Below are 22,976 nucleotides of genomic sequence, written 5' to 3'. Positions count from 1 at the left end.
ACGTCGAAACTGACGCCATATCGCCGCAATCGAGTGTTACTCCGGCTGCTCTTCGAAAATCGGTTCGAACCCGTTGCGGTCGGTTGCATCACAGACGCGAATAGCCCCATCAGATCGGACGAACACGTTCCACTGCTCGATTTTGAAACTCAGAACCATCGTATCGACGGCCTTGTCGCTAGTGTCGAACAACCGCTCGAGCGCGTCGCAGTCGACGTAGTCGTTGAGCGGTGGGAGCGCTCTCATCTCGGTCCCACTGGCTTCCGCCAGGGCTTCAGCAATCATGACCACCGGCGAGTGTGTCTCTTCGTCCCCGTAGATAGTGTCGGCAACTGGTGAGCAGCGACGGTGTAGCTCGAGCTTTCCCGTATCCATGGTTCCGAAAATCCTCTAAGCCCGCCTTAAGGTTACGGCCAGGAGTGTGATGATCGCAATCACAGACACACGTGCGTTATACCGTCGACCAGCAATCGCTGACGTACACTCACGAGACCGGTGTAGCAACTTCTCGTGCACGCGCTGTTCGGCAGTATCAGTCGTCCGTACTCGAATCCGATCGGTCGTGCAGATGGGCTGCGCCGTAGGCGACCAGTGCGGCGTTGAGCGCGACCAGTGCAGTTACCAGCAGCGGCCCGATGGCTCCGTTCTCGCCACCGGTCACTGCGACGGCTCCGAGGGCACCGATGCCGACCACGACCAGTCCGATCACTAGCAGACGGTCGAGGCGGGGGTCGTAGTCGGAGGAAACGGCTTCGCGAACGCGTTCGTCCTTGCGCTCGCGACGCTCGCGGTATCGCTCGGCGGCCGGATCGTCCTCAGGGATCGACCGAACGCCGAAGGTGAGCAACTCGTCGAGGCCAACCCGAACTCTCGCGATGGTGCCACACGTGACGACGACGAACAGTAAGACGACGGCCGTAATTCCGAAACCGAGCGCAGCGGCTGGGACCAGCAGGACGAGTGCGACGATCGCGACCACCGCTGCGACTCGCTCGAGACGTGTCGGAACGCTGTCGACCATCCTCGAGACCGGATTCGATGGCGGCACAAATGAACGTTCACTCGGGTCACGTCGGTGTGGTAGGTCGACTCATAGTGAGTCGCTCGAGTCGGTGGCGACGTCGAACCGCCGGTGGCGACGCCGATCGGGCGATGGATTCGAACCGGCGTGAAGGGCTACCGGCCCAGCGTGTGGAACTCGTCGTTCGGACGCATCTCGGCGAAGGCAGCCATCCGGTTGCTGAGGTTGTAGAACGCAGTGACGGCGGCGATGTCCCAGATCGCCTCCTGGCTGAACCCCGCCTCGCGGAGACGGTCGTAGTCGGCGCGTTCGATCGCGTTCGGTCGCTCGGTGAGTTTCACTGCGACATCGAGCATCGTCCGGTGGGCGTCGCTGATATCTGCCGTGCGGTAGTTCGCGATCAACTGATCGGCCAGTGTCGGATCGTCGGCGTAGATCCGGACGAGCGCGCCGTGGGCGACGTTACAGTAGTAACAGTGGTTGACGCCGGAGACGGCAACGACGATCATCTCGATCTCTTCGCGCTCCAGAGCGGTGTCCTCGACGAGCGCGTCGTGATAGTCGAAGAAGGCCCGGAAGTGGGAGGGCTTGTACGCGAACGCCGAGAAGACGTTCGGGGTGAACCCTGCCCGGTCGGTTTCCTCGGCGATGCGCGCTTTCAGATCCTCGGGCAGGTCCTCGAACGCCGGCACGGGGAAGGCGTCCATCGCGTCGTCGTCGAGTTCTGGATCGGTCTCTGTCTCTGAGTTGCCCATAGCTACCGCTTCGCAATGGTTGCTAATAACTTGCCGGTCGTCGACCGCCGTTCGCCCTCGAGCGCTTACGAACTGTCGCTCTCGAGACGGACCCCGCCTGCCTCGAGCGCCGCCTCGAGGACGGTCTCGGTCGTTGGCGCAGCCAGCAGGTGAGCCGAACATCCGCAGTCGGAGGCTCCAAAGTCAGGGACGGGCTCGCCCGGAAGCGAGGTGGCGAGTTCACACTCTCGGTCGGCGTCGGGGAAGGTGACGACCGACTCGAGCGTCGTTGCCCGGTGGCCGAGCAGGTAGTCGACGTGCCAGTGACGCGTCGTTCGCTGTCCGGTTGCGAGTTCACGATGGCGCTCGACTCGTGAGAACCCGCCCGGGCCGAACGCGCTGCCGACGTAGGCGTACGCACCGACCTCGAACGTTCGATCGCCCAGCGCACCGACCTCAATCGTCGATTGCTCGGCCACGTTGACCACGAGAACGTAGGTGCCGCCCATGTCGAGATGGAAGGACGACTCGAAGAAAAACCGATGTGGTTCGCACTCGAGAAGCGGAACGGTTCACAGGCGGTTAGGCGACCACAGAGGCGGCGAGTCGGTGACTCGAGCGCCGGTTTACTGTGGCGGGGGCGCGTTACGGTCGTCGGCGGCCGTCGATTGCTGGGCTGGGCGCGACCGTTCGAGGGCGACCAGCCCGTGGACGGGCTCGTACTCGTAGGTTACCCACTGTGGGAGGTACCGCGCTCCGACCAGCTTCCTGACGCCGAGCTGTGTCACCCTGGCTCCCGGAGTCAGCTCCTCGGTCAACCGGAGGTCGACGATCCCGTCGAAGACGTACTCCTCGTCCGGATAGCCGTCGGCGCCCGCGGTCGTCGCTCCCGCAACGATCGGCACGTACCGCGCCTTGCAGACGGTCGCTCGGACGTCCTTGACGAAGTTGTGGACGAGCTGGTCCTGAACCAGTGTCCCGAGTTCGTCGAGCGAGTCGATCGTCACGAGCCCCGTCTCGCTCATCTCGAGGTCTTCGAGCGCCCCGAGCAGGTTGGTAGCGACTGAACGGACGTCGTCGGGCTCTGTGACTTCGATGACGGCGTCGGCACACGTCTCGCCGACGAACGTCGCCCACTTCGTTCGGGTCTCGAGGAACTGCTCGCGGTCGGCGAGTCGGTGGGTGAAACAGTCGAGGATGCGCAGCCGGTCGTTCTCGAGCGCGGGCAGGACGTTCCAGCCGTTCTCGAACAGCCGCTCGAGCGTCGCTGTCGGCGGGTTGGCGTAGGAAACGATGACCGCCGGCTCGCCGCGCTCGAGCGCGCGCCAGACGAGCTCGCTGAGCAGCTCGTCGCGTCTGGTTCCTTCGTCGCCCGAGAGCAAGACGAACGAATCCGCCGGGACGCCGTTGTGGACGAGCGAATCGATCGGTTCGATCCCCGTGACGATGCGCTTGTACGCACCGGGGTCGGGCATCGTCGAGTCGTCTTCGGCTGCCTCGAGACAGGTCGTCGAACAGAACTGCCCGTCGTCGGACTCGTTCGGTTCGCCGGGGATCGGGTAGTAACAGTGGCCACACTCGAGTGGGTGCTCCTGGGACCGCTCCGTCCGCAAGTGCTCCGTCATGGATGGCCGTTCGACGACGGGGAAAAAGAATCCCTTTCTGAGTCGTGGTGACTGTTCAGCCGACGGATCGATCAGACTGGTTGAATTCGATGGGCTGGGCTGGCGGCCGGAGACTGCTGTGCTCGGCTGGCGGGTTGGCAATCACTGGCGAGTTTTCACGTGTCGGCGGGGACGATCTCGTGGAGAAAACACGTATGGTCCGGGGGTGTGACTGGTGAGGTATGTTCGAGAAGTCGACGTGGATTCGCCTGCCGCGAAACGTCGTCGTCGGTCACGGCGTCCTCGAGTCGGTCGTCGAGGTCGTCGACGACCTCCACTTGCAGGGGCGGCCGTTGATCGTCACGAGCCCAACCCCCCGATCCGTCGCTGGCGAGCCGATCGCCGCCGATTTCGAGGCCGCAGGGATCGACCCCGCCATCGTCTCGATCGAAGCAGCGACGTTCGAGTCGGTCCAGACCGTCATCGAGGCAGCCGAGGCCGAGGAGGTCTCCTACCTGATGGGCGTCGGCGGCGGGAAAGCCATCGACATCGCGAAGATGGCCAGCGACCACCTCGAGATGGGCTTTTGTTCGGTGCCGACAGCGGCGAGCCACGACGGGATCGTCAGCAACCGTGGGTCGGTCCCGGACGGGGATACGCGCCACAGCGTCGCCGCTGAACCCCCGTTAGCCGTCGTTGCCGATACAGCAGTCCTCGCCGAAGCGCCGTGGGAGCTGACGACTGCCGGCTGTGCGGACATCATCTCGAACTACACGGCCGTGATGGACTGGCGACTCGCCAAGCGGCTCAAAAACGTCGAATACTCCGAGTACGCCGCCGCACTCGCAGAGATGACCGCCGAGATACTCGTCGACAACGCCGACCTCGTCCGTCCCGGTCTGGAGGAGTCCGCCTGGATCGTCACGAAGGCGCTGGTCTCTTCCGGCGTCGCAATGAGCATCGCCGGCTCGTCGCGTCCGGCAAGCGGCGCCGAACACCTCTTTTCACACCAGCTCGACCGACTCGCCCCCGGGGCTGCTCTCCACGGCCACCAGGTCGGCGTCGGTTCGATTATGACGGCCTACCTCCACGGCGGCGAGCGCGGCTTCTGGCGCGAGATCCGGAGCGCACTCGACAGCATCGACGCGCCGACGACGGCTCGAGAACTCGGAATCGACGACGAGACCGTCATCGAAGCACTGACGACCTGCCACGAGATCCGCGACCGATATACGATCCTCGGCGACGGCATGGACGAGCGCGCGGCTCGCGAGGTCGCGACGAAGACTGGCGTTATCGAGTGATCGGACATGCTGGTCGCCGCGAAGCGGACAGCGGTCTGTCACGCGCTGGCGAACCGATCAGTTCCGAATACGGAGAGCGAGACGGCAACACAGCCGCCGATCGCGAGGTGTGTCCAGTAGGTCGTCACCCGGTAGAGCAAGGCTGCCGCCGCAGCCACGCCAACCGGAACGCCGACAGTCGCGACGAGCAGACTCGCGAGGACGACCTCGATGCCGCCGGAGCCGCCAGGCAGCGGGACGACACCACCGAACGACGCCAGTGGCGCACAGACGAGCACCAGCGCGAACGGAACGTCGACGCCTAACGCCACCAGAACGACGTACAGGGGCGCGGCGTTGAACACCCAGCTCACCACCGCAATACCAAACGCCGCGGCGAGCGTGCGACGGGAGGCCTGGATGGCCTCGAGCGTCTCGAAGAAGCCGTCTATCCGTCGCGTGAGGACGCCATCGAGCCGCGAGAGCCTCGGTAGCGCCCCGATCGTGCGCTCGAGTCGCGTGACCAGATCGAGGGTGACTGTCCTCGCGATGCCGCTGTTGAAGACGACGAGCACGAGTCCGGCGGCGAGAAGTCCACCACCGCTAGCGAGCGCGACGCTCGTCGAGACGGACTCGATCGAGCCAGTGTCACCGAGTGCGGCGTAGAGTGCGACTCCGGCGGCGGCGACGACGAGACTCGCAATGGCGTTGAACCCCTCTGCGGCGGCGACGACCGCGAGGTTGTCCTCGAACTCCGAGTCGGAGTGGGTCGACAGGAGATAGGCCGTGATCGGCGTCCCCGTCGATCGGCCCCAGGGAAGCGCGCTGCGGGCGAAATACCCCGCGAGGTAGGCCGTCGCGAACCCAGCGCCGCGGGCAGATCCGTCGACGGGGTCGAGGAGCCGCCACACGAGCGCCCCTCGGAGCACGAGCATCCCGAGCCCAACCACGAACGCGGCCGCGAGAAATCCGGTATGGGCGGCTCGGACGTGATCGACGACGGTGTCCCAGCCGACGCCGTAGACCAGCAAGGCGACGACACCGACGGCGATCGAGAGCCCGACGACGGCTCGTCGCCAGTGCATGCATCCACCTACGGACACGGGGCTGGTTAACGCAACCGAATCGGTCTGACTTGCCGACTCTCGAGTCCCAGGATCGGCGACGAGTACACTCAAGGGCTCGAGCCGCCTCTACTCGGTATGGACCTCGTCGAGGCACTCGATGCCGACGGCAACGTAACCTGCGTCGTCGGTGCCGGCGGCAAGAAATCGACGCTTTACGCACTCGCCGGGAGACTCGAGCGGGCGATCGTCACCGCGACCGTCAGGATTCCACCGTTCGACGATCACGTCGCGGCCGTTCACGTCGCCAAAGCGCCGCTGTCGCCCGTCGAGGAAGCTCGAGAGTGGCCGATCGGCCTCGTCCGCGCTCGAGAACGATCCGACCGGTATCGGGGATACGAGACGGAGACGGTGGACGCCCTCGCAGCCGACGTCGACGACGACGTTTCGGTGCTCGTCAAAGCCGATGGCGCACGAACTCGCTGGTTCAAAGCACCCGGCGAAAACGAACCCCAGATTCCGGATTCCGCCGACATCGTCGTCCCGATCGCCAGCGCACGTATCGTCGGCGAACCGCTGACCGACGAGCACGTCCACCGGCCCGAGCGCGTCGTCGAACTGACCGGTCTCGAGCACGGCGACCGGATTTCGGCGGCTGACGTGGCGACCGTCCTCGCGAGCGACCGAGGCGGCTGGGCCGACGTTCCGGCGGATGCGACGGTCGTCCCGCTGATCAACATGGTCGACGACGCCGACACAGAGCGGACGGCCCGCGAAATCGCGGCACAGCTACACGAGCAGCGCCTCATCTCACGCGTCGTTCTCACGAGCTTTCTCGAGGACCAGCCGGTCGTCGACGTCGTCTGAAGTCGCTGGCGAGGTACGACGGCCGATTCAGGTCTCCGGCGTCTCGTCTGTCGAGCGGCCGGCGGGTGTCTCGTCTGAGGAGCGCCGGACCGGTGTCTCTGCGTCCGACACGTCACACAGATCCAGCCGACGGAGGGTGGTCTCGGTCGGTTGACCCCGATTGTTCCAGCCGCGGATCGCGTAGTATCGATCGAGCAACGCGTCGAACGCCTCCGGATCGAGGCCCGCTGTCCCGTCGTCCTCGAGCGGTTCGGTCAGCGTCGAGGGCAGTTCGTCGTCGGCTCGCGAGAATCCCTCGCGAAGGTTGAACAGCTTGACCAGGGTCCAGACCCGCTCGCCAACCCGTGCGAGTTCGTCCTCGTCGCACTCGTAGCCGACCGCCGAGAGCCACTCCGCGGCGACTGTCGGCCGCAATACGTCCTCGAGAAAGTCGTCGGCGATCAGACTCCACAGGACGGCCCGTCGGTTCTGCTCGTCGACGACGGCTGCGACCTTCCGCGCCGGGTCCCACGTGCCACCAGCGACGGGCTCGAGTTCGACGGGGCGGGCACGGCGGTGACAGCCGCCGCGGTCGCTCGTCGCGTACGCGAGCGCCATTGTCTCCGCGTTTCGCGGGTCGTACGAGGAGAGTTCCATTCCTTTGACCGTCGGGATCAGATCGTCGCCGCCGAACCGGGCTGTCGCGGCATCGACGCCGTCAGCGAGCGCCTCGCCGAGGGGGGTCGATCGGGTGGCGATTTCGTCGATCAGGGTTCGGGCGGCCGCCTCGTCGCCGAACTCGAGGTCGCGCTCGAGCAGCCCTTCCTGGCTCGCTCGCATCGACCAGGCGACCGCGTTGCCCGCGGTGATGACGTCCATCGCGAGTCGGTCGCAGATAGCCCCCAGCGTGGCGACGGCGTCGAAGTCGTCGATGCCGAGGCCGGCCCCGAGGACGATCGGCGCCGCGCCGCGAGGGACGCTCTCGCCCTCGTCACTGTCGACGCGAAACCCTCCTGGGACGGGATCGTCGGGTCGTTCTCGACCGTGGGCGGCTTTGCGAACCCGTTCGATGCCGAGGTTGTCGGCGCCGTCGAAAGAGCGAGCCTGCCAGCCTCGGGTCGGCAACACGCCGACCTCGTTCGCGAAGTCGACCGTCTCGAGGGTGTCGCTGGCTGCGAGCCACCGACCGGCGTCACTCTCGGCGAACGCCGTTTCGTCGCGCTCGTGCAGGTCCTCGAGCCCGTCGGGGGCCGATCCGTGGGCCACGACGGCTTTCAGGTTCTTCGCGCCCATCACGGTGCCTGCGCCGCCGCGGCCAGCGTGATGGTCGCCGCCGTCGGAGGCGATGGTCGCGAACTGGACGCCGTTTTCGCCCGCGGGGCCGACGCAGGCAACGGCGGCGTCCGGGAACCGATCGCAGGTCGCCTCGGCGTTGAGCCCCCACAGGTCGTCGGCAGACTCGAGTCGCGCCTCGCCGCCGTCGACTTCGAGGACGACGGGCTCGGCAGCTACACCCGTTACGAGTACGCCGAGGTGTCCTTCGAGCGAGCCAGCCAGTCGCGCGGGGAAGGTGCCACCGCCGTAGGAGTCGAGAAACGCACCCGTCAGGGGCGACTTCGTGATCGCCGCGTATCGCTGGTCGCCGGGTGTGTAGCCAGTGAGCGGCCCGAGCGCGAACAGGAGAACGTTCTCCGGCGCGTGCGGGTCCGTTCCTGCCTCGAGTTCGTCGTAGAGGTATCGAGCGCCGAGGCCTTTCCCTCCCACGTACTGCTCGAGCCACCGCTCCGGGATCGCCTCGCTGGTTACACGTCCTGCTGAGAGGTCGACTCGCACCAGGACGTCCCTGTCGGGCATCGTCGCTAGGTGACGGGAGTGGGAGATAAAAGCCACGCGGTGGGTCCTCGAGACGGCGTCTGGGCGGTGAAATCGGGATCGGCCGGTCCACGGTGGACGACGAAGCTCGAAGTGTCAAACTGGATATTGGTTGTGGACCATCGGAATCGGGCGTTCGATCACTCGCTGTCCGGGCCATCCGCGCGATAGCGGCGCTCGGCACGTTTCAGGTCCGCACTGGTGTTGACGTTATCGAACGTCAACTCGGTGGTAACGTCACGGATCGCATCGTCGTCGACGACGACGTAGTCGAGGTCGAACAACGGCTCGAGGATCTTTCTGTCGCCGCGAGCGAGCGCCCGGTCACAGGCGTCCGCCATCGGCGCCGAGCGGTAGACGGCCTGAGTCGTCTGATACCACTCGTCCTCGAGTCGGGGAACTGCCGCCTCGTGATCTCGAGCCACCCCACAGAGGTAGCTGACGAGAGTCGGGTCGACAAACGGCATGTCGCAGGCGACGATAACGGTCCACTCGTCGGGCGCGCCTCGACAGGCGTTTCGGATGCCGGCCATCGGTCCCTGGTCCGGCGTCTCGTCCTCGACGTAGGCGACCTCGAGTGGATACCCCGCCATCGCGTCGGCGATCGGTTCGCGCTGGTCGGCTCGGCAGTTGACGACCAGGTTGTCGATGACGGGTTCGCCGTCGCTGGCCGCCGCCGCGCCCGGTTCGACCGGCGGTGCCGTCCCAGCGAGTCGATCTGCGACCCGGCGGATCATCGGCGTTCCTGCGAGTGACGCAACGGCTTTGTCCTCGTCGCCGAAGCGGGTCGATCGGCCGCCGGCGAGAATCGCGCCCGTAACCATAACTGGTCGTTCGCAGGCGGCCGAAAAAGGTGTGGCGTCGATCGATCCGCAGTCTGTCGACCAGAGTCTGCCCGTCCACGTCGATCAGTCATAACGTTGATACTGACAGCGAGGAATGAGTACGCCGTCCCCGAATGAATTTCGAACTCGATGGCGGCAAGGTGTTGTACGTCCTCGGCGTCCTCTTCGCACTCGGCGCGCTCCTGTATTTCGCCCGTGACGTAGTGTTCGGCCTCTCGATTACGGTGACGGCTGCGTTGCTGTTCGCTGCGTTCGTCGCCTTTCTCGTCGCTGGCCTTACCCTCGAGCGCGACGTCCTCGACGTGGTCGCCTACGCAGTTGCGGGGCTGTCGTACGCCGTGTTTCTCGGGTACGTAGCGACTCGCTATACGGTCGACGAGACCGGCGTCTTCCTTTTGCTTTCGGCCTCGGCAGCGCTGTTCGTCGGCCTCGGGTACGGTGTTCGCCGGCAGCGACTCGACGTCGGCCGCCGGGCCGCTGGCTACGTCGTCGTCGGGATAGTTGCTGTGAGTTTCGTCTTCGTCGGCGCGGACGTCGTCACCGGTGACGTCCAGTATTCGGTCGAACTCGACGACGAAACGACGGTCGACGTTCCACAGACGGACGACGATGAGGACCGGGTCCGCGCCGAGGCGACCGTCGGCACGCTCACTGTGACGAACCCCTCGCCGTTTGCGCGCCCGGTCGATCTGCCATCGGCAGCGGGCTGTGTGGTGGGCACCGACGTCGAGACGGATCAGGTCCCCGTTCGGTACGAGCCCCGGAGTTACGACGTTCCGGACCGAATCGACCGCAATGACGAGCGCACACACGAACTGGAACTGCATGCTTCGGTCCCCGCCAACGAGACCGGAGAAATGACTTACGCCGTCGAACGCGGTTCCGACTGCGACGTCGACCGTGAGGCGCCGACGGTCATCGTGATGTTCGAGGAAGACGGAGACGCCAGTCGACCCGTGTAGGAACCCGAGGCTCAGACGTGGTCGTCGAGGAAGTCAGCGATCGCCGAGTAGGCCTCGATGCGATTCTCGAGTTTCGAGAAGCCGTGGCCCTCGTCCTCGAAGATCAGCGTGCGAACGGGAACGCCCTGGGCGTCGGCCTTTTCGGCGATCTGTTCGGCCTCGCCGACCGGCACACGGGGATCGTTTTCCCCGTGGAGGACGAACAGCGGAGCCTCGATGTTCTCGACGTTGTTGATCGGCGAGATCGACTCGAGGAAGGCACGATCTTCTTCGAGACTGCCGTACTCGGCCTCCCGAAGCTCGCGGCGCCAATCGCCGGTGTTCTCGAGGAACGTGACGAAGTTAGCGATGCCGACGACGTCGATCCCGGCAGCCCACAGGTCGGGGTACTCAGTCAGCGCCGCGAGTACCATGAAGCCGCCGTAGGAGCCGCCTTTGGCGGCGATCCGGTTCGGGTCGATTGCGGGATGGTCCTGCAGCCACTCGACGCAGGCTTCGATGTCGGCGACCGAGTCCATCCGTTTCTCGACGTCGTCGAGGGCGGCGTAGTCAGCCCCGTAGCCCGCCGAACCGCGGACGTTGGGCTCGAAGTAGGCGTAACCGCGATCGACGAAGTACTGTTTCACGCTCGAGAACGACGGTCGGCGCTGGCTCTCGGGGCCGCCGTGGATGTCGACGATAACGGGCGCGCCGTCCTCGCTCCCGCCTGCAGGGTTGTCAGGAAGCGTGAGGAAGCCAGGGACCTCCAGCCCAGCCGACGGGGTTTCTCCGTCGACGCCGAAACTCTCGACGTGGACGAGTTCGGACTCCTGGAACGTCTCCCGCGGGATACCGGCCGTCGGAGCGTCGGTCCACCGCTCGGCCTCGCCGCTCTCGAGGTCGACCACGAAGACGTTCGTGTTCACGGTGTCGCCCGTCGTCGACAGTGCGAATCGGTCGGCGTCGGGGTCGAAGCTCACACCCCCGGCGATACCGCCCGGCAGATCGGGTTCGGGGAACGTCTCGAACGCGGTGGGATCGTCGGCGTCGAACTCGCCAACGGTCAACTCGGTGTAGCCCTCGACGTTTCGGGAGTAGACGAACCGCCCCGTCTCGTCGTCCAGCGCGATGCCGTCGACGTTCCACCCATCGCCGTCGGCGACGGTCTCGAGTGCTCGAGTGTCGAGGTCGAGATACGCGAGGTAAAGCGTGTCGGCGTCGCCCTCGTCGGTCACCAGGTAGATCCCCTCGCCGTCGGGTGCCCAACTGGCACTCTGATACCGGACGTTGCCTTCGTGGGGCGTCAGATGCTCGAGGGTCGGCTCGTCGGCCTCGAGGTCGAGTACGTAGAGGTCCTGGTCGAAGTTCGAGTATGCCTGCGAGACCAGCAGCCGGGAATCGTCGGGGCTCCAGCCCGCGAGCGAGAGCCACCCGTCGCCCTCGCAGACGAGTTCGGCCGCGTCGCCGGTCTCGTCACGGTTCTGGACGTATACGTCGAAGACCGACTCATCACGCCGATTGGAGGCGAACGCGAACCGCTCGCCGTCGTGGCTCCAGCCGCCCCATCGGTGTTTCGCGTGAGCGATGCGAGCGCGAGGCTCGTTGTGGCTCCCCGAGCCACGACGTTGTTCGGCCTCGGGGCTCGCCGTCAGGCTCTCGATGACGCCCGTCTCGGCATCGAGTCTGAACAGCTGGACTTTCTCGTTGCCACCGTCGTCCATCCCGAAGATCAACTCCGGCCGCTCGGGCGACCACGAGGCGAACGTTACTCGTTCGTCGTAGAACGTGCGTTGCTCCGGCCACTCGCGGGGGCCCTCGAGCGTCCAGACCTGTCCCGTTCCCGTGGTGTTCATCAGAAACGAGAGTCGTTCACCGTCGGGACCGAACGACGCGCCGTAAGCGCTTCGAACGTTGAGGTAGCGCTCGATATCGTAGCTCATGTCTCTGTCCTCGCGCCTCGAGCCAGTAGGCGTTTGGGTGTAGTATGTCATACATCCGCACACCCTCTGGAAGCGACGGCGGTCACCGGTATAGTGACTCGTCGGAGACCTGTAGCCCACCGCTACTCGAGTAGCCCGAGCTTACGCCGTGGTAACTCGGCCCGCCGTCCGCTGAACTCACGTGATGGTTGTCTCCGACGCCCTCGAGCGTTGCAGCGCTCCACTGGCGTCGGATTGTGGTGGTTAACAAAGCCACACGGATCGCGTACCTTGAGAAAATGGGAGACGAACCCGACGACGGGGGCGGATCTGCGTATGGCTCTGGCTGGCTGGTAGTCATAACTATCCTCGTCGTGCTGGTCGCGTTCGGGACGACCGTCGCGTTCGTCGCTCCGGAGTTCGTCACCGGTCAGGACACCGACAATGACGGTGACGCCCTCGAGGACGTCGGCGAAGACGATGCTCCGTCGGGTATCGAGGACTCGAGCGACGCTGCCGACGATACAGCTGCCGATGACGACACCGCAGACGACGACGCCGATGACGACACCGCAGACGACGACGCCGATGACGACGACACAGACGATGAAGCAGATGACGACGACATAGACGATGAAGCAGATGACGACGACGCAGACAATGAAGCAGATGACGACGACGCCGACGATGAGGTCGAAGACGAAGAGAACGGGACAGATGATGGCGAGACGAGCGACGAAAACGGGGACGACGATTCAGCGGCGCTCGAGGACGCGGCCGCGGACGATGATCAGGAGGATGCCGGCGGTGAGGAAGACGACGGGGACGGGGACGACGGCGAGGACGACGCTGGAATTATCGACCAGCTCAACTCGTTTATTCAGGATCTCCTCACGATCGGCGATGACGATTGAGGCCGGTTCGCTTTTCGACTTATAACGGCTCGTTTCCGAAGTCTCGCCAACGCGTCGATCAGTAACTCTTCTCGAGTTAGGCCCCGTCTTGCGGAGTTCGCCCTCGAGTCCGTCCCGTTCATCGAGACACTCGAGGCCGGCGGAGAACGCGGGTGTCCGACTCGAGGTTTGGGCGGCCCGTCGACGGTGGTCATCTCGGTTGTCCGTGTCTGCTCTCCATAACAAAGGGGTCGGGCCGTCTCGCGCTTCGATACCGATGAGAGACGAACGGTCTACTGGCTCGAGGCTGGAGATGGGTGCGTCGACGGCCAGTCACTGGCTCCTGGTGTCCGTTGCACTCGTGGGGATCGGAGCGCTCGCGGTGGGTGCCCTGGTCGTCGGGGCCGGCGACGGCGGGGCGGCAGGCTCGGACGCTGAGCAGGACGACGGGCTCGCGGTGACGGTCGATTGCGACGACGAAACCAACGTGTTGGTATACGAGAATCAGTACGCCGAACCCGTCGAGGTCACGCTGAACTGGACGACCGACCAGACGCCGCTTTCGGTTCAGAGCGACGTCTCGACGCAGCTCCACGCGGAGTCGACCGTCGAGAGCACGGCTGCGGGGACGGAAGACACCTCGGTCCAGTCGCTGACGACCGGCGTGCCGGCGAACGAGAGCGTCACGCTCGTCGGGCTTCCCGACGACTCCTACGAGCTGTCTGCAAGCGCGGACGCCGTCGATCCCGCGTTGAACCAGAGTGAGGTCACCCTCGAGTGTGGCACCGATGCCAATTCGGAGACACAGATCGTCGCGACGACCGAGGATGAGCCACTCGAGGACGGTACGTGACGACCAGTCGGAACGTCCTGAGACCGCCCGGCACATCGTGAATCGCTCGCTTGATCGAGAACCGTCGTATAGTAACAACTGAAACGGTTTACACACCGATTGCACTGTCCGCGGTTCTCACTCGGTTCCTCGCTCCGAACCGCGTTCCCGTCGTGCGATCGTGTGTGCACTGACTTTCAGTGGCTACTATAGCCGTCGCGAGCGCCGGCGGCCGACGCTGCTGGTCGAAGCCGGCTGTTGCGTAAATGTAGGTGAATTTTTATCCCGCCGCTGCGTGGCGACGGCATATGCGCGTCGCCTTCGTCTCGTTCGAAACGGTACACCACCGTGAGTCGGAGACGAATCGGCGACTCCAGACGATCCTCGAGTTGCTCTCCGAACAGGGCCACGACGTTCACGTCTGCTGTGCCCAGTTCTGGGACGGTGAGCGCTCGACGATCAAACGAACCGGAATCTCGTACCATCGTGCGTCCGCTGGCCTCGAGGCACCCACCTCGTTTCTCGCTCGAGTTCCGTTCGTCCTCGCGAAGCTCGGACCAGATGTCGTCCACGCGAGCGTTCGGCCGCCGAAACAGGCCCTGGCAGCTCGCTGGGGCGGCATGCTCGCTCGGGCACCGACGATCCTCGAGTGGTACGGCGACGGTGGGATAACGAACGACTGGTGGACCAGACGAGCGGCACGCTGGGCCGACTGGATCGTCGTGCCGTCCGAACTCGTCGAGACGTGGGTCAGGGAACTGGGCGTCGACGAGGCCACTGTAGAGGTCGTCCCGAACCCGATCGACGTCGACCGCATCGACGGCGTCTCGCCTGGCGACTCCGTCGACGTGGTCTACGCCCGGCGACTCGACGCAGACGCCAACCTCGAGAGCCTGTTTCTGGCGCTCGCCGAACTCCGGACCCGTGACTGGCGGGCGGTTATCGTCGGCGACGGGCCGGAACGAGAAGCGTACGAGCAACTCGCTGGCGAACTCCGGATCGACGACCGGGTGAGGTTCGCCGGGGCCTGTTCGCTCGAGGAACGCCTGGCGATCTATCGGGGTGCCCACGTCTTTGCGCAGACCGCCGAGCACTGTGTCTTCCCGACTGAGATGCTGTGGGCGCTGGCCGCCGGCTGTGTGGGAATCGTCGAGTACCACGCCGACTCCAGCGCCCACGAACTCGTCGAGGGGTGGGACCGGGGTTTTCGGACGACCAGCGAAGAAGAACTCGTCGACGCCATCCTCGAGGCCGGCGGCCTCGCCCGACGGGACACCGACGATCGGTTCGCGTCGTACGATGCGGGTGCCGTTCGGGATCGGTATCTGACGATCTATCGGACACTTCAGGACTCCTCGAGCCTGGTATAGCCGAAGTCGTTGACGAGCGCCGCTGTCGTGTCGCTGTCGACTTCGGGTTGTGCCGTCAGTCGGAGATAGCTATATGACAGTTCGCACGAGCGAATAACTATGACCGACGATTGTCGTTTCTGTCAGATCGTGGCCGGCGAGCGACCGGCTCACGTTCTCTTCGAGGACGAGCGGACGCTCGCGTTTCTCGACAGGAACCCGGCTGTAACGGGCCACACTATCGTCATTCCTCGCGAGCACGAGGAGGGCGTGTTGACCATCGACGACTCGACGTCGGCGGCCGTCTTCGAGACCGTCCGGCGGGTCGCCAGCGCGCTGGACGCAACGCTCGAGCCCGACGGCTTCAGTGTCTTTCATACGACGGGGCCGCTCGTCGGGACGGTCGAACACGCACATGTCCACCTCGTCCCGCGGTTTACGGACGACGAGGTGTCCCTGTCCCTGCCACGAAATTCCATCGAGCCCGAGGAGGGGGATGCGTTGACCGCTCGAGTACGCGAACAGCGTTAAGCGCGATCTGCCCGAGGCGGATTCGTGGCGTTCGGTATACGATCGAGGAGTCGACCGTATCGCTCTCATCGACTGACGCGACGGTGGAAAATCACGTGGTCCCGTCGTGTCGATGCTCGTCTTACCGCTTCGCCGTTTGCTTGCGGGCCCGCTTAGCGGTCTGACTTCTCGGCTGCGGTCTGCACATCCTTGTCGCCGCGGCCCGAGAGGTTGACGAGAATCGTGTCGTGGTCGCCCGCTTCGGCGAACTGGATGGCACGGGCGACGGCGTGACTCGACTCGAGTAACTCCCGAAACGCCGTCTGGAACGTCTCGGTCGTTGCGACCTCGTCGTAGGCGGCCGCGAGTTCCGCGAGCGGTTCCTCGAGTGCTCCCGGAACGTACCGGCCACCGTACCCATCGAACTCGCCGTTTGACATGGCCCTTGGCTGTGAAGGAGAGGGAAAGTAAGTTCCGCGGTCAGCCAGAGAGTTGTGATAGATTCCCAGACACACTACTAGTAATCAATCCATCATGACGGCGATACCGGTACCGAGTTGTACTAGACCGTCTCGGCCGGTATCGAAATCGACCAGCAACGTCGATCCGTATCGTCGATCAGTCTATCATCGGCCAGTATATTCTCCAACCGGCCGTGTCGGGGCCTCGAGATGTCGACAGTGGCTCGGTTCGACGTTCACAACCGGTCGACGACGCCTGCTGTTCCAGATGGATCGATGAGTTCCCGTAACTGCCGAGTCGTGTCGACCTGATAAGTATATTATTTATTATGCGTTTCTTTGGCCAACAGAATTAATAAAGAACTATGTCACTTTTCGGTATGAAGGGGAGTAAACCGGACGCGACAGAACAATCATTTATTTCGAGAGTCACAGCCGGGGTTCGAAGCCGGTACATCTTCAAGATTGGTATTGTATTTCTCCTCGTCACACTCGTGTTGATGAGCGTCGGGTACGTCACGCTGGGAGACGTACAGACGAGCGTCGAAGACGAAACCGAGGAGACGCTTCAGTCCGCTGCGGAGGCCGAGGCATCCGAAATCGATGGCCTGCTCGCGGGTCGAAACGACGAGGCCGCACGGATGTCGACCTCGAGAAGTGTCGTTGAGGGCGACGAAGACGCGATGCGGGCCGAGTTCGAGAACTATTTCGAGCACGCATCCGAGACGACGAACGCGGTCCACTACGTGGATCTCGAGGCGGGAGTCATCGAACTCAGCACGGACACTGCACGCGAGGGCGAAGAGATAGATTCCGAGGTCCAGACGTGGGCTATCGATCCTGATGAGTTCGATGGCGCAGACGACGCGCGAGCGTTCGAGCCCTATGCGCTCGGCGACGAGAACCTCATCGGGTTCGTCAGCCCCGTCGACGGCCAGGAGAGCCACGTGATCGTGATTACGAGTGATATCACCGAGCGCGGACAGTTGTTAGAGGCCCCCGTCGACGGCGGTGTCATGGAAATTTACTCGGTAGAGACGGGCAAGTTGACTACCTCACCGGATACGGACAGCTTACTCGAGGAGTATCAACTGCTCGAGTCGATCCCGGAACTCGAGGGCGACCTCGAGCAACCGCGGATGGACGAAGCGACCGTCGACCACGACCTGGTCGAGGAAGAGTCGGTTGTCGCCGTGACGGTCCCCACACAAGAACTCGACTGGGGTGTGACCGTTCTTGCCCCTGAGTCGACGGTGTACGGCACCGTCGACGACGTTCGACAGAGCATCCTCCTGTTGCTCGGGGTCACGGTCGTCGGCTTCGTCGTCGTTGGCGGACTGATTTCGAGAGACATCAATAACTCACTCGGCAACGTCACCGAGTACGCCGAGGCGATCGAACGCGGCAACCTCGAGGTCGAGATCAGCCAGTCGCGGACCGACGAGTTCGGCCAGCTGTCGGCGCTGTTCGAGCGGATTCGCGACACGCTGCGCGAGCAGCTCTCGGAAGTCGAACACCGGGCCGAAGAGGCCGAACAGGAACGCGAGCGGGCTCGAGAGGCAAAGCAGGAAGCCGAAACTGCCCAGGCCGAAGCCCAGCAGGCCAAAGCCGAGGCGGAAACGTTGAGTCGCCACCTCGAGGAGAAAGCGGCCGAGTACAGCGAGACGATCGAGGCCGTCGCCGACGGGGATCTGACGCGTCGACTCGACACGGCGAGTGAGAGTCGGGCGATGGCTGAAATCGGCGAGGCGTTAAATCGGATGATCGAAGACATCGAGACGGTAGTGACCGACGTTCAGGCGCTAGCTGGCGAAGTCGAGGCGAAGAGTGCCGAGATGACTGTCGCGACCCGTGAGATCGAAGAGTCGAGTACGGCAGTCGCCGAGAGTACAGAGGAGATTTCGGCGGGTACCGATCGACAGAACGACCGACTTGCAACGGCGGCGACGGAGATGAGCGATCTTTCGGCGACGATCGAAGAGATCACGTCGATGTCCGAGACCGTTGCCGAACAATCGGCCCAGGCCGAGCAAATGGGCCAGCAGGGGACGGAGAAAGCCGACGATGCCATCCGGACGATGGATGCGATCGAGTCGAAAGCGACGGAGACGGTCGAGGAGATGTCGGCGCTTCGGGACGAAGTCGAACGAATCGGTGAGGTCGTCGAGCTGATCGACGACATCGCGGACGAAACGAACCTGCTCGCGATCAACGCCTCGATCGAGGCCGCGGCGGCGAACGAGGACGGCGACGGATTCGCCGTCGTCGCAAACGAGGTAAAGTCGCTCGCAGAGGAGACTGCGGAAGCGACCACCGAGGTTGAACGTCTGATCGACGCCGTCGAGTCCTCCACCGAGTCTGTCGCAGCGGACCTCGAGGAGATGCAATCCGGCGTCGTCGACGGTCGTGAGACCATCGACAACACCGTCGAATCCTTCGAGCAGATCGTCGAGCGGATCGACGAGACGAATACAGGTATCCAGACGATCGACGACGCGACGAGCGATCAGGCGGCATCAGCCCAAGAGGTCGCAGAGACCGTCGACGACGTCGCGGCAGTTAGCGACCAAACCGCAGAAGAAGCTCAAAACGTCTCTGCAGCCTCCGAAGAACAAGCGAGCGCGATTCAGCAGATCGCGACCAGTTCGGCGTCACTCGCCGACCGAGCGGCCGATCTCCAGTCGCAACTCGCGCGATTCGAGACACAAACCGACGCCGAGGCGGCCGCAGGCGGCCAAACAGGTACGACGGCAGACGACGACTGATCGTCCGCAGTCTACACCCCGCGTACGCTATCTCGGATGCAAGTCCAAGTCAGGTGGATGGCACCGCCCGCACGGGCCAAGCGGATCTCCAAGCACACCACTCCCTCACGGGACTGACGGCTTGCGTGCAAACCGGAGTACCTGAGAAAGGGAATCTTGCCTCCGGTAGGGTCGGACCGCCCGACCCCACGCGAGAGGAACCCTCGGCGTTTACGCCGAGGAGGATGTCATGACCTGCCTACTGTTCGGGTGTGACTGACGGCTTTTCGCTTTGCTCGTCGTCTGAATCGTCGGGGACGGCGACACCGTGGCCGGCGACGAACTCTTTCGTGCGTTCGGCCTGGGGATTCTCGAAGAACGACGTCGCATCGTTGGTCTCGACGACCTCGCCGAGATAGAGAAACACGATCTCGTCGGCGAGGCGTCTGGCCTGGTCCATACTGTGGGTGACCATGACGATCGTGTACTCCGATTTGAGGTCGGCGAGCGTCTCCTCGACGGTTTCGGCGGAGACGGGGTCGAGCGCCGACGTCACCTCGTCACAGAGCAACACCTCGGGTTCGACGGCCAGCGAGCGAGCGAGACAGAGCCGCTGGATCTGCCCCCTCGAGAGTTCCGCGCCCGGTGCGTCGAGTCGGTCTTCGACTTCTTCCCAGAGGTTGACCTTCCGGAGATAGCGTTCCACGCGGTCGTCTAAGTCGGCGTCCGACTCGAACTCACCGTGGATTCGAAGCCCGTAAGCGACGTTCTCGTAGATCGATAGCGGTAGCGGCGTCGGCTCCTGTGGAACGTAGCCGATGCGTTTTCTGATCTCCGGGATGGGGTCGTCGGTGTCGTAGACGGACCGCCCGTTCAGCGTGACGTCGCCGCTGATCTCGACGTTCGGCTGAATCTCGTGGAGTCGGTTGAGCGATTTGAGCAGCGTCGACTTCCCACAGCCCGAGGGGCCGATGATGGCGGTCAGCTGGTTTCGCGGAAACTCGAGGCTGACGCCTTTGACCGCTTCGACGCGGCGGTTTCCGGTGTACGTTACGGCGAGGGTGTCGGTGGTGAGTGCAGCGTCTGTCATGAGTGGCGTCCTCCTGGTGCGTATCGTGCGTAGCGTCCGGCGAGCAGTCTCGAGACGACGATCAAGCCCAACACGGCGACGATGAGGACGAACGACGCCGCGTAGGCGTGAGACCTGACGTCGGCGTTGAACGACATCGCCTGGTCGAAGATAAGCACGGGCAGCGTCGTCGCTGGTTCGAAGAGGCCAGCGGGCATGTTCGTGCTCCGGCCGGCGGTGAACAACACCGTTGCGGCGTCGCCGATCCCGCGGGCGAAGCCCATGATGATTCCGGCGACGACGCCCGGCAGTGCGGCGCGGACAGTTATTCGTGCGGTCTCGAACCGGGTCGCACCCAGGCCGTAGGTCGTCGCTTTCACCGACTCGGGGCTCGATCGTAACGCCTCGTCGGTGTAGCGCGTCATGATCGGATACTGGAAGATCGCGATGGCGATGATCCCGAAGAACAGGCTCGTTCGAGCGCCGACCGCGATGACTACCGTGAGGACGAACACGCCGTAGACGATCGGTGGCGTCGCCCAGAGCACGTTCAGGAACATGTTCACCGACTCGGCGAACCGTTCGCTCGAGTAGTCACTCTGGAGGTAGATCGCCGTCGAGACCGCGAGCAGTGCGGAGACGACTGTCGCGGGGCCGACGATCAGGATACTCCCGAGGACGGCGTGTAAGAACCCGCCGTCGGCCTCGAGCATGTATCGGGAACCTGGCGGTGTGACGGCGATAGCGGGATCGGTGATGAAGACGAACCCGCCACGGGCGATCGTCACGGCGACGACCAGCGCCATCACGGCGACGACCAGTGCGGCCGCCCCGCGGGTGAGTGCGCCGAACAGCCGCTGTTTGGCGTATCGGTCCATCAGTACTGCCACCTCCGTTTGAGACGCTTGCGGACGTACATCGCGCTGAAATTGAACAGCCAGACGACGATGACGAGCGTGAGCCCGACGAAGATCAGCGCCGACTGGGTCAGCGGCAGGCTCATCAGTTCGCCGAAGTCGTTGACGATCAGCGTCGGCAACGTCTGGCCCGTCGCAAAGAGCGAGTCGGGAATCTGCGTCTGGCCGCCGATCAGCATGGCGGGAACGATCGTCGCACCGAAGACGCGGCCAAACCCGAGCAAAACTGCCGAGAAGATGCCGGGACCGGCAGCCCGAAGCAGAACCGATCGGATCGTCTCCCACTGGGTCGCGCCGACGCCGAGTGAGGACTCCCGAAGCTCATCGGGCAGCGACTCGAGCGACTCGACCGACAGCGAGATCATAAACGGCGTGACGACGATGGCCATCACCAGGCTGACGGTGAAGATTCCCAGGCCGGTTGCGCTCGAGCCGACTGCAGGCGCGAGGTAGTCGCCGACGAACGGGACGACAACGATCAGCGCGACGAGCCCGAAGATGACGCTGGGAATCGCCGCGAGCACGTCGATGAACGACGAGACGAGCGTTTTCGTCCGCCCCTCGGCGAACTCGGCGATGTAGATCGCCGCGAGAATCGCGATGGGAGTGCCCATCGCCATCGAAAGGATCGTGACGTAGATCGTCCCCACGATCGCGGGCAGGAAACCGAACTCCTGCTGGGCGGGGTCCCACTGTGAAGAGGTCAGCATCTGAACGATCGAAAACTCCGAGAGTAACGGCAGCGACTGATACACCAGCGTCAGAACGATCAACCCGAACAGCGCGATGGCGAAGTAGCCGGCACCGGCGAACCAGTAACTGCTCACCCGCTCCCGGCGCAGTCGGCTGGCGAGCCGGCCGGAGTGGCCTCCGCTGGTTTCAGTCGGTTCCGTCGAACTGGCCATCGTTCAGTTCACGGCCCCTCGGCCAGCTTCTCCAGCGCCTCCTCGAGTCGGTCCTCCTCGAGCGGGACGTAGCCGTTCTCGGAGACGTACTCCTGACCGTCGGTGAGCACCCACTCGACGAAGTCGTAGGCCTCGTCTTCGAACCCGTCGTCGGCGGCGAGGAACATCTCGCGGGCTGGCGGTGCCGGATAGATACCCGCCTCGACGGCCTCGAGGAATTCGTCACGGGTCTCATAGAAGTCTTCGTCCTCGGAGAGTCCGTCGCCGTCGATATCGAGCGGAATCGGGCGAACGTCGCTTTCGAGTTCGCCGCTTCCGAGGTCGTAGACGTAGTTGATGTTGTTCAGCGAAACGGCGTTCTCGTTTCTTCCGATGGCCTCTGCGACCGACTGGTCGCCATTGTGGTTGGCGTCGGCGAGGTTCTCGAGTTCGCTTTCGGTGTGTTTGTCACCGTCACCGCCAAGGAAGTCACCCCACTGCTGGTAGGCAGCCGACGAGTCAGAGCGGCCGTAGACGGTGATCTCCTCGTCGACGTCGGCGTCGGCGACGTCGCCCCAGTTGGTGATCTCCCGGGTGAAGATCGCCTCGAGGTCCTCGCGGGTCAGCCCGTTCTCGCGGAGTTCGTCGTAGACGGGGTTGTCGACGTTGACCGTCCCGACGACGGTGTCGATGAGCATCGGAACGGCGATCAGTCCCTCCTCGAGTTCCTCCTCGTCGGGGTCACGGCCCATCATCGCCACGTCGACCTGTCCGTTGAACAGGTCGGAGACGCCGACCCCGGTGCCGCCACCGGAGATGTCGAACGTCACGCCGGTTTGGTCTTCGTACATGTCCGCCCAGACTTCGACCATTGGCAGCGGCCCGACACCGCCGGAGATCCGAACGGCGCTGCTGCTGTTGCCATTGGAACCCGATCCGGCACAGCCGGCGAGCGAAGCCACGGACCCAGCACCTGCGAGCTGCAATACAGAACGGCGAGAGTAGTTCTGCGTCATGAACTACACCTCCCTATCAGCTATTCCCTTGTAAGAGGCGCTCTGTAAGCAATTCTTCGGTGTTTACCCGAAAAGGTGCAAAACTCTCCGAGCCGCGGGTGTGACTGACACCCTCGATACCTGCCCGTGGACGATTAACTCGATCTACGCCGAAGACGCCTCGAGCCGCCCG

21 protein-coding genes and 1 pseudogene are annotated in these 22,976 nt (G+C 64.1%); 8 read left to right on the top strand and 14 right to left on the bottom strand.

The annotated features are described in order from the left end of the window. Nucleotides 1–36: 36 nt before the first annotated feature. The 5 genes from AArc1_RS11515 to AArc1_RS11495 all read right to left on the bottom strand — a co-directional run bounded on the left by AArc1_RS11515 (nt 37) and on the right by AArc1_RS11495 (nt 3,380). The gene (locus AArc1_RS11515) at nt 37–375 is read right to left on the bottom strand and encodes a HalOD1 output domain-containing protein (protein ID WP_117364506.1); all 339 of its coding nucleotides are present in this window, start codon (nt 373–375) and stop codon (nt 37–39) included. 157 nt (nt 376–532) lie between these two features. After that, nucleotides 533–1,021 carry a hypothetical protein gene (locus AArc1_RS11510; protein ID WP_117364505.1) on the bottom strand — a complete coding sequence of 163 codons (489 nt, stop codon included), beginning with the start codon at nt 1,019–1,021 and terminating at the stop codon, nt 533–535. Between the two features lie 155 nt (nt 1,022–1,176). Next, nucleotides 1,177–1,776, bottom strand: a complete 600-nt coding sequence (locus AArc1_RS11505) for a peroxidase-related enzyme (protein WP_117364504.1) — start codon at nt 1,774–1,776, stop codon at nt 1,177–1,179. A gap of 65 nt (nt 1,777–1,841) precedes the next feature. Continuing rightward, complete coding sequence (locus AArc1_RS11500; protein WP_117364503.1) at nt 1,842–2,264, bottom strand: GIY-YIG nuclease family protein; 423 nt, start codon at nt 2,262–2,264, stop codon at nt 1,842–1,844. Nucleotides 2,265–2,381: 117 nt separating this feature from the next. Next, nucleotides 2,382–3,380: an RAD55 family ATPase gene (locus AArc1_RS11495; RefSeq protein WP_117364502.1), complete on the bottom strand. Its 999-nt coding sequence runs from the start codon at nt 3,378–3,380 to the stop codon at nt 2,382–2,384. A 221-nt stretch (nt 3,381–3,601) separates the two neighbouring features. Here AArc1_RS11495 and AArc1_RS11490 point away from each other — a divergent pair, with 221 nt between their 5' ends. After that, complete coding sequence (locus AArc1_RS11490) at nt 3,602–4,663, top strand: NAD(P)-dependent glycerol-1-phosphate dehydrogenase (RefSeq protein ID WP_117364501.1); 1,062 nt, start codon at nt 3,602–3,604, stop codon at nt 4,661–4,663. A gap of 38 nt (nt 4,664–4,701) precedes the next feature. Here AArc1_RS11490 and AArc1_RS11485 read toward each other — a convergent pair whose 3' ends face one another. Beyond that, nucleotides 4,702–5,727 carry a lysylphosphatidylglycerol synthase transmembrane domain-containing protein gene (locus tag AArc1_RS11485; RefSeq protein WP_117364500.1) on the bottom strand — a complete coding sequence of 342 codons (1,026 nt, stop codon included), beginning with the start codon at nt 5,725–5,727 and terminating at the stop codon, nt 4,702–4,704. Nucleotides 5,728–5,844: 117 nt separating this feature from the next. On the opposite strand from AArc1_RS11485, the gene yqeC reads away from it, so the two are divergent. Beyond that, complete coding sequence (gene yqeC, locus AArc1_RS11480; RefSeq protein ID WP_117364499.1) at nt 5,845–6,573, top strand: selenium cofactor biosynthesis protein YqeC; 729 nt, start codon at nt 5,845–5,847, stop codon at nt 6,571–6,573. Nucleotides 6,574–6,600: 27 nt separating this feature from the next. On the opposite strand, the gene AArc1_RS11475 is transcribed toward yqeC, so the two are convergent. Together AArc1_RS11475 and mobA are read right to left on the bottom strand one after the other, a co-directional pair. Then, nucleotides 6,601–8,406, bottom strand: a complete 1,806-nt coding sequence (locus AArc1_RS11475) for an aldehyde ferredoxin oxidoreductase family protein (protein ID WP_117364498.1) — start codon at nt 8,404–8,406, stop codon at nt 6,601–6,603. 158 nt (nt 8,407–8,564) lie between these two features. Then, nucleotides 8,565–9,248 (bottom strand): molybdenum cofactor guanylyltransferase, encoded by a 684-nt coding sequence (gene mobA, locus AArc1_RS11470; protein ID WP_117364497.1) that lies wholly within the window; start codon nt 9,246–9,248, stop codon nt 8,565–8,567. Between the two features lie 134 nt (nt 9,249–9,382). Here mobA and AArc1_RS11465 point away from each other — a divergent pair, with 134 nt between their 5' ends. After that, nucleotides 9,383–10,231 (top strand): hypothetical protein, encoded by an 849-nt coding sequence (locus AArc1_RS11465; protein ID WP_117364496.1) that lies wholly within the window; start codon nt 9,383–9,385, stop codon nt 10,229–10,231. Nucleotides 10,232–10,242: 11 nt separating this feature from the next. Here AArc1_RS11465 and AArc1_RS11460 read toward each other — a convergent pair whose 3' ends face one another. After that, on the bottom strand, nt 10,243–12,150 hold the full coding sequence (locus AArc1_RS11460) for a S9 family peptidase (RefSeq protein ID WP_117364495.1): 1,908 nt from the start codon (nt 12,148–12,150) through the stop codon (nt 10,243–10,245). A 278-nt stretch (nt 12,151–12,428) separates the two neighbouring features. Between AArc1_RS11460 and AArc1_RS11455 the strand changes: the two genes are divergently transcribed. The 4 genes from AArc1_RS11455 (at nt 12,429) to AArc1_RS11440 (ending at nt 15,734) form a co-directional block, all read left to right on the top strand. Then, nucleotides 12,429–13,043, top strand: a complete 615-nt coding sequence (locus tag AArc1_RS11455) for a hypothetical protein (RefSeq protein ID WP_117364494.1) — start codon at nt 12,429–12,431, stop codon at nt 13,041–13,043. A 292-nt stretch (nt 13,044–13,335) separates the two neighbouring features. Then, the gene (locus tag AArc1_RS11450; RefSeq protein WP_117364493.1) at nt 13,336–13,875 is read left to right on the top strand and encodes a hypothetical protein; all 540 of its coding nucleotides are present in this window, start codon (nt 13,336–13,338) and stop codon (nt 13,873–13,875) included. Between the two features lie 287 nt (nt 13,876–14,162). Continuing rightward, nucleotides 14,163–15,224, top strand: a complete 1,062-nt coding sequence (locus AArc1_RS11445; protein WP_117364492.1) for a glycosyltransferase family 4 protein — start codon at nt 14,163–14,165, stop codon at nt 15,222–15,224. 99 nt (nt 15,225–15,323) lie between these two features. Next, the gene (locus AArc1_RS11440) at nt 15,324–15,734 is read left to right on the top strand and encodes an HIT family protein (RefSeq protein WP_117364491.1); all 411 of its coding nucleotides are present in this window, start codon (nt 15,324–15,326) and stop codon (nt 15,732–15,734) included. A 152-nt stretch (nt 15,735–15,886) separates the two neighbouring features. On the opposite strand, the pseudogene AArc1_RS11435 reads toward AArc1_RS11440, so the two are convergent. Beyond that, nucleotides 15,887–16,084, bottom strand: a pseudogene (locus AArc1_RS11435) (tryptophan synthase subunit beta); the annotation flags it as partial. 590 nt (nt 16,085–16,674) lie between these two features. Here AArc1_RS11435 and AArc1_RS11430 point away from each other — a divergent pair. Beyond that, nucleotides 16,675–18,939, top strand: coding sequence for a methyl-accepting chemotaxis protein (locus AArc1_RS11430; protein WP_228442317.1), 2,265 nt, complete (start codon nt 16,675–16,677; stop codon nt 18,937–18,939). Nucleotides 18,940–19,177: 238 nt separating this feature from the next. Here AArc1_RS11430 and AArc1_RS11425 read toward each other — a convergent pair whose 3' ends face one another. Genes AArc1_RS11425 through AArc1_RS11410 form a run of 4 tightly spaced genes read right to left on the bottom strand, consistent with a single transcriptional unit; the run spans nt 19,178 to nt 22,804 of the window. Further along, nucleotides 19,178–20,008, bottom strand: coding sequence for a phosphate ABC transporter ATP-binding protein (locus tag AArc1_RS11425; RefSeq protein WP_117364490.1), 831 nt, complete (start codon nt 20,006–20,008; stop codon nt 19,178–19,180). Then, nucleotides 20,005–20,865, bottom strand: coding sequence for a PstA family ABC transporter permease (locus AArc1_RS11420; protein ID WP_117364489.1), 861 nt, complete (start codon nt 20,863–20,865; stop codon nt 20,005–20,007). The genes AArc1_RS11425 and AArc1_RS11420 overlap by 4 nt, the downstream gene beginning before the upstream one ends. Further along, on the bottom strand, nt 20,865–21,809 hold the full coding sequence (gene pstC / locus AArc1_RS11415; RefSeq protein ID WP_117364488.1) for a phosphate ABC transporter permease subunit PstC: 945 nt from the start codon (nt 21,807–21,809) through the stop codon (nt 20,865–20,867). Before pstC ends, AArc1_RS11420 begins: the two co-directional genes overlap by 1 nt. An 8-nt stretch (nt 21,810–21,817) precedes the next feature. Further along, nucleotides 21,818–22,804 (bottom strand): PstS family phosphate ABC transporter substrate-binding protein, encoded by a 987-nt coding sequence (locus AArc1_RS11410; protein WP_186336594.1) that lies wholly within the window; start codon nt 22,802–22,804, stop codon nt 21,818–21,820. Between the last annotated feature and the right edge of the window lie 172 nt (nt 22,805–22,976).

Origin of the sequence: Natrarchaeobaculum sulfurireducens (genome assembly GCF_003430825.1) — an archaeon.
In the GTDB taxonomy this organism is placed as follows: Archaea; Halobacteriota; Halobacteria; order Halobacteriales; family Natrialbaceae; genus Natrarchaeobaculum; species Natrarchaeobaculum sulfurireducens.
The sequence above is the reverse complement of the archived record's forward strand: the minus strand, read 5'-3'. Positions and strand labels throughout refer to the sequence as shown.

Coding starts and splice junctions, on each gene's coding strand:
- AArc1_RS11425 (WP_117364490.1), bottom strand. CDS start 20,008: ATGACAGACGCTGCACTCACCACCGACACCCTCGCCGTAACGTACACC.
- AArc1_RS11455 (WP_117364494.1), top strand. CDS start 12,429: ATGGGAGACGAACCCGACGACGGGGGCGGATCTGCGTATGGCTCTGGC.
- AArc1_RS11500 (WP_117364503.1), bottom strand. CDS start 2,264: ATGGGCGGCACCTACGTTCTCGTGGTCAACGTGGCCGAGCAATCGACG.
- AArc1_RS11410 (WP_186336594.1), bottom strand. CDS start 22,804: ATGACGCAGAACTACTCTCGCCGTTCTGTATTGCAGCTCGCAGGTGCT.
- AArc1_RS11490 (WP_117364501.1), top strand. CDS start 3,602: ATGTTCGAGAAGTCGACGTGGATTCGCCTGCCGCGAAACGTCGTCGTC.
- AArc1_RS11440 (WP_117364491.1), top strand. CDS start 15,324: ATGACCGACGATTGTCGTTTCTGTCAGATCGTGGCCGGCGAGCGACCG.
- AArc1_RS11420 (WP_117364489.1), bottom strand. CDS start 20,865: ATGGACCGATACGCCAAACAGCGGCTGTTCGGCGCACTCACCCGCGGG.
- AArc1_RS11430 (WP_228442317.1), top strand. CDS start 16,675: ATGAGCGTCGGGTACGTCACGCTGGGAGACGTACAGACGAGCGTCGAA.
- AArc1_RS11495 (WP_117364502.1), bottom strand. CDS start 3,380: ATGACGGAGCACTTGCGGACGGAGCGGTCCCAGGAGCACCCACTCGAG.
- pstC (WP_117364488.1), bottom strand. CDS start 21,809: ATGGCCAGTTCGACGGAACCGACTGAAACCAGCGGAGGCCACTCCGGC.
- AArc1_RS11510 (WP_117364505.1), bottom strand. CDS start 1,021: ATGGTCGACAGCGTTCCGACACGTCTCGAGCGAGTCGCAGCGGTGGTC.
- mobA (WP_117364497.1), bottom strand. CDS start 9,248: ATGGTTACGGGCGCGATTCTCGCCGGCGGCCGATCGACCCGCTTCGGC.
- yqeC (WP_117364499.1), top strand. CDS start 5,845: ATGGACCTCGTCGAGGCACTCGATGCCGACGGCAACGTAACCTGCGTC.
- AArc1_RS11450 (WP_117364493.1), top strand. CDS start 13,336: ATGGGTGCGTCGACGGCCAGTCACTGGCTCCTGGTGTCCGTTGCACTC.
- AArc1_RS11445 (WP_117364492.1), top strand. CDS start 14,163: ATGCGCGTCGCCTTCGTCTCGTTCGAAACGGTACACCACCGTGAGTCG.
- AArc1_RS11460 (WP_117364495.1), bottom strand. CDS start 12,150: ATGAGCTACGATATCGAGCGCTACCTCAACGTTCGAAGCGCTTACGGC.
- AArc1_RS11485 (WP_117364500.1), bottom strand. CDS start 5,727: ATGCACTGGCGACGAGCCGTCGTCGGGCTCTCGATCGCCGTCGGTGTC.
- AArc1_RS11515 (WP_117364506.1), bottom strand. CDS start 375: ATGGATACGGGAAAGCTCGAGCTACACCGTCGCTGCTCACCAGTTGCC.
- AArc1_RS11475 (WP_117364498.1), bottom strand. CDS start 8,406: ATGCCCGACAGGGACGTCCTGGTGCGAGTCGACCTCTCAGCAGGACGT.
- AArc1_RS11465 (WP_117364496.1), top strand. CDS start 9,383: ATGAATTTCGAACTCGATGGCGGCAAGGTGTTGTACGTCCTCGGCGTC.
- AArc1_RS11505 (WP_117364504.1), bottom strand. CDS start 1,776: ATGGGCAACTCAGAGACAGAGACCGATCCAGAACTCGACGACGACGCG.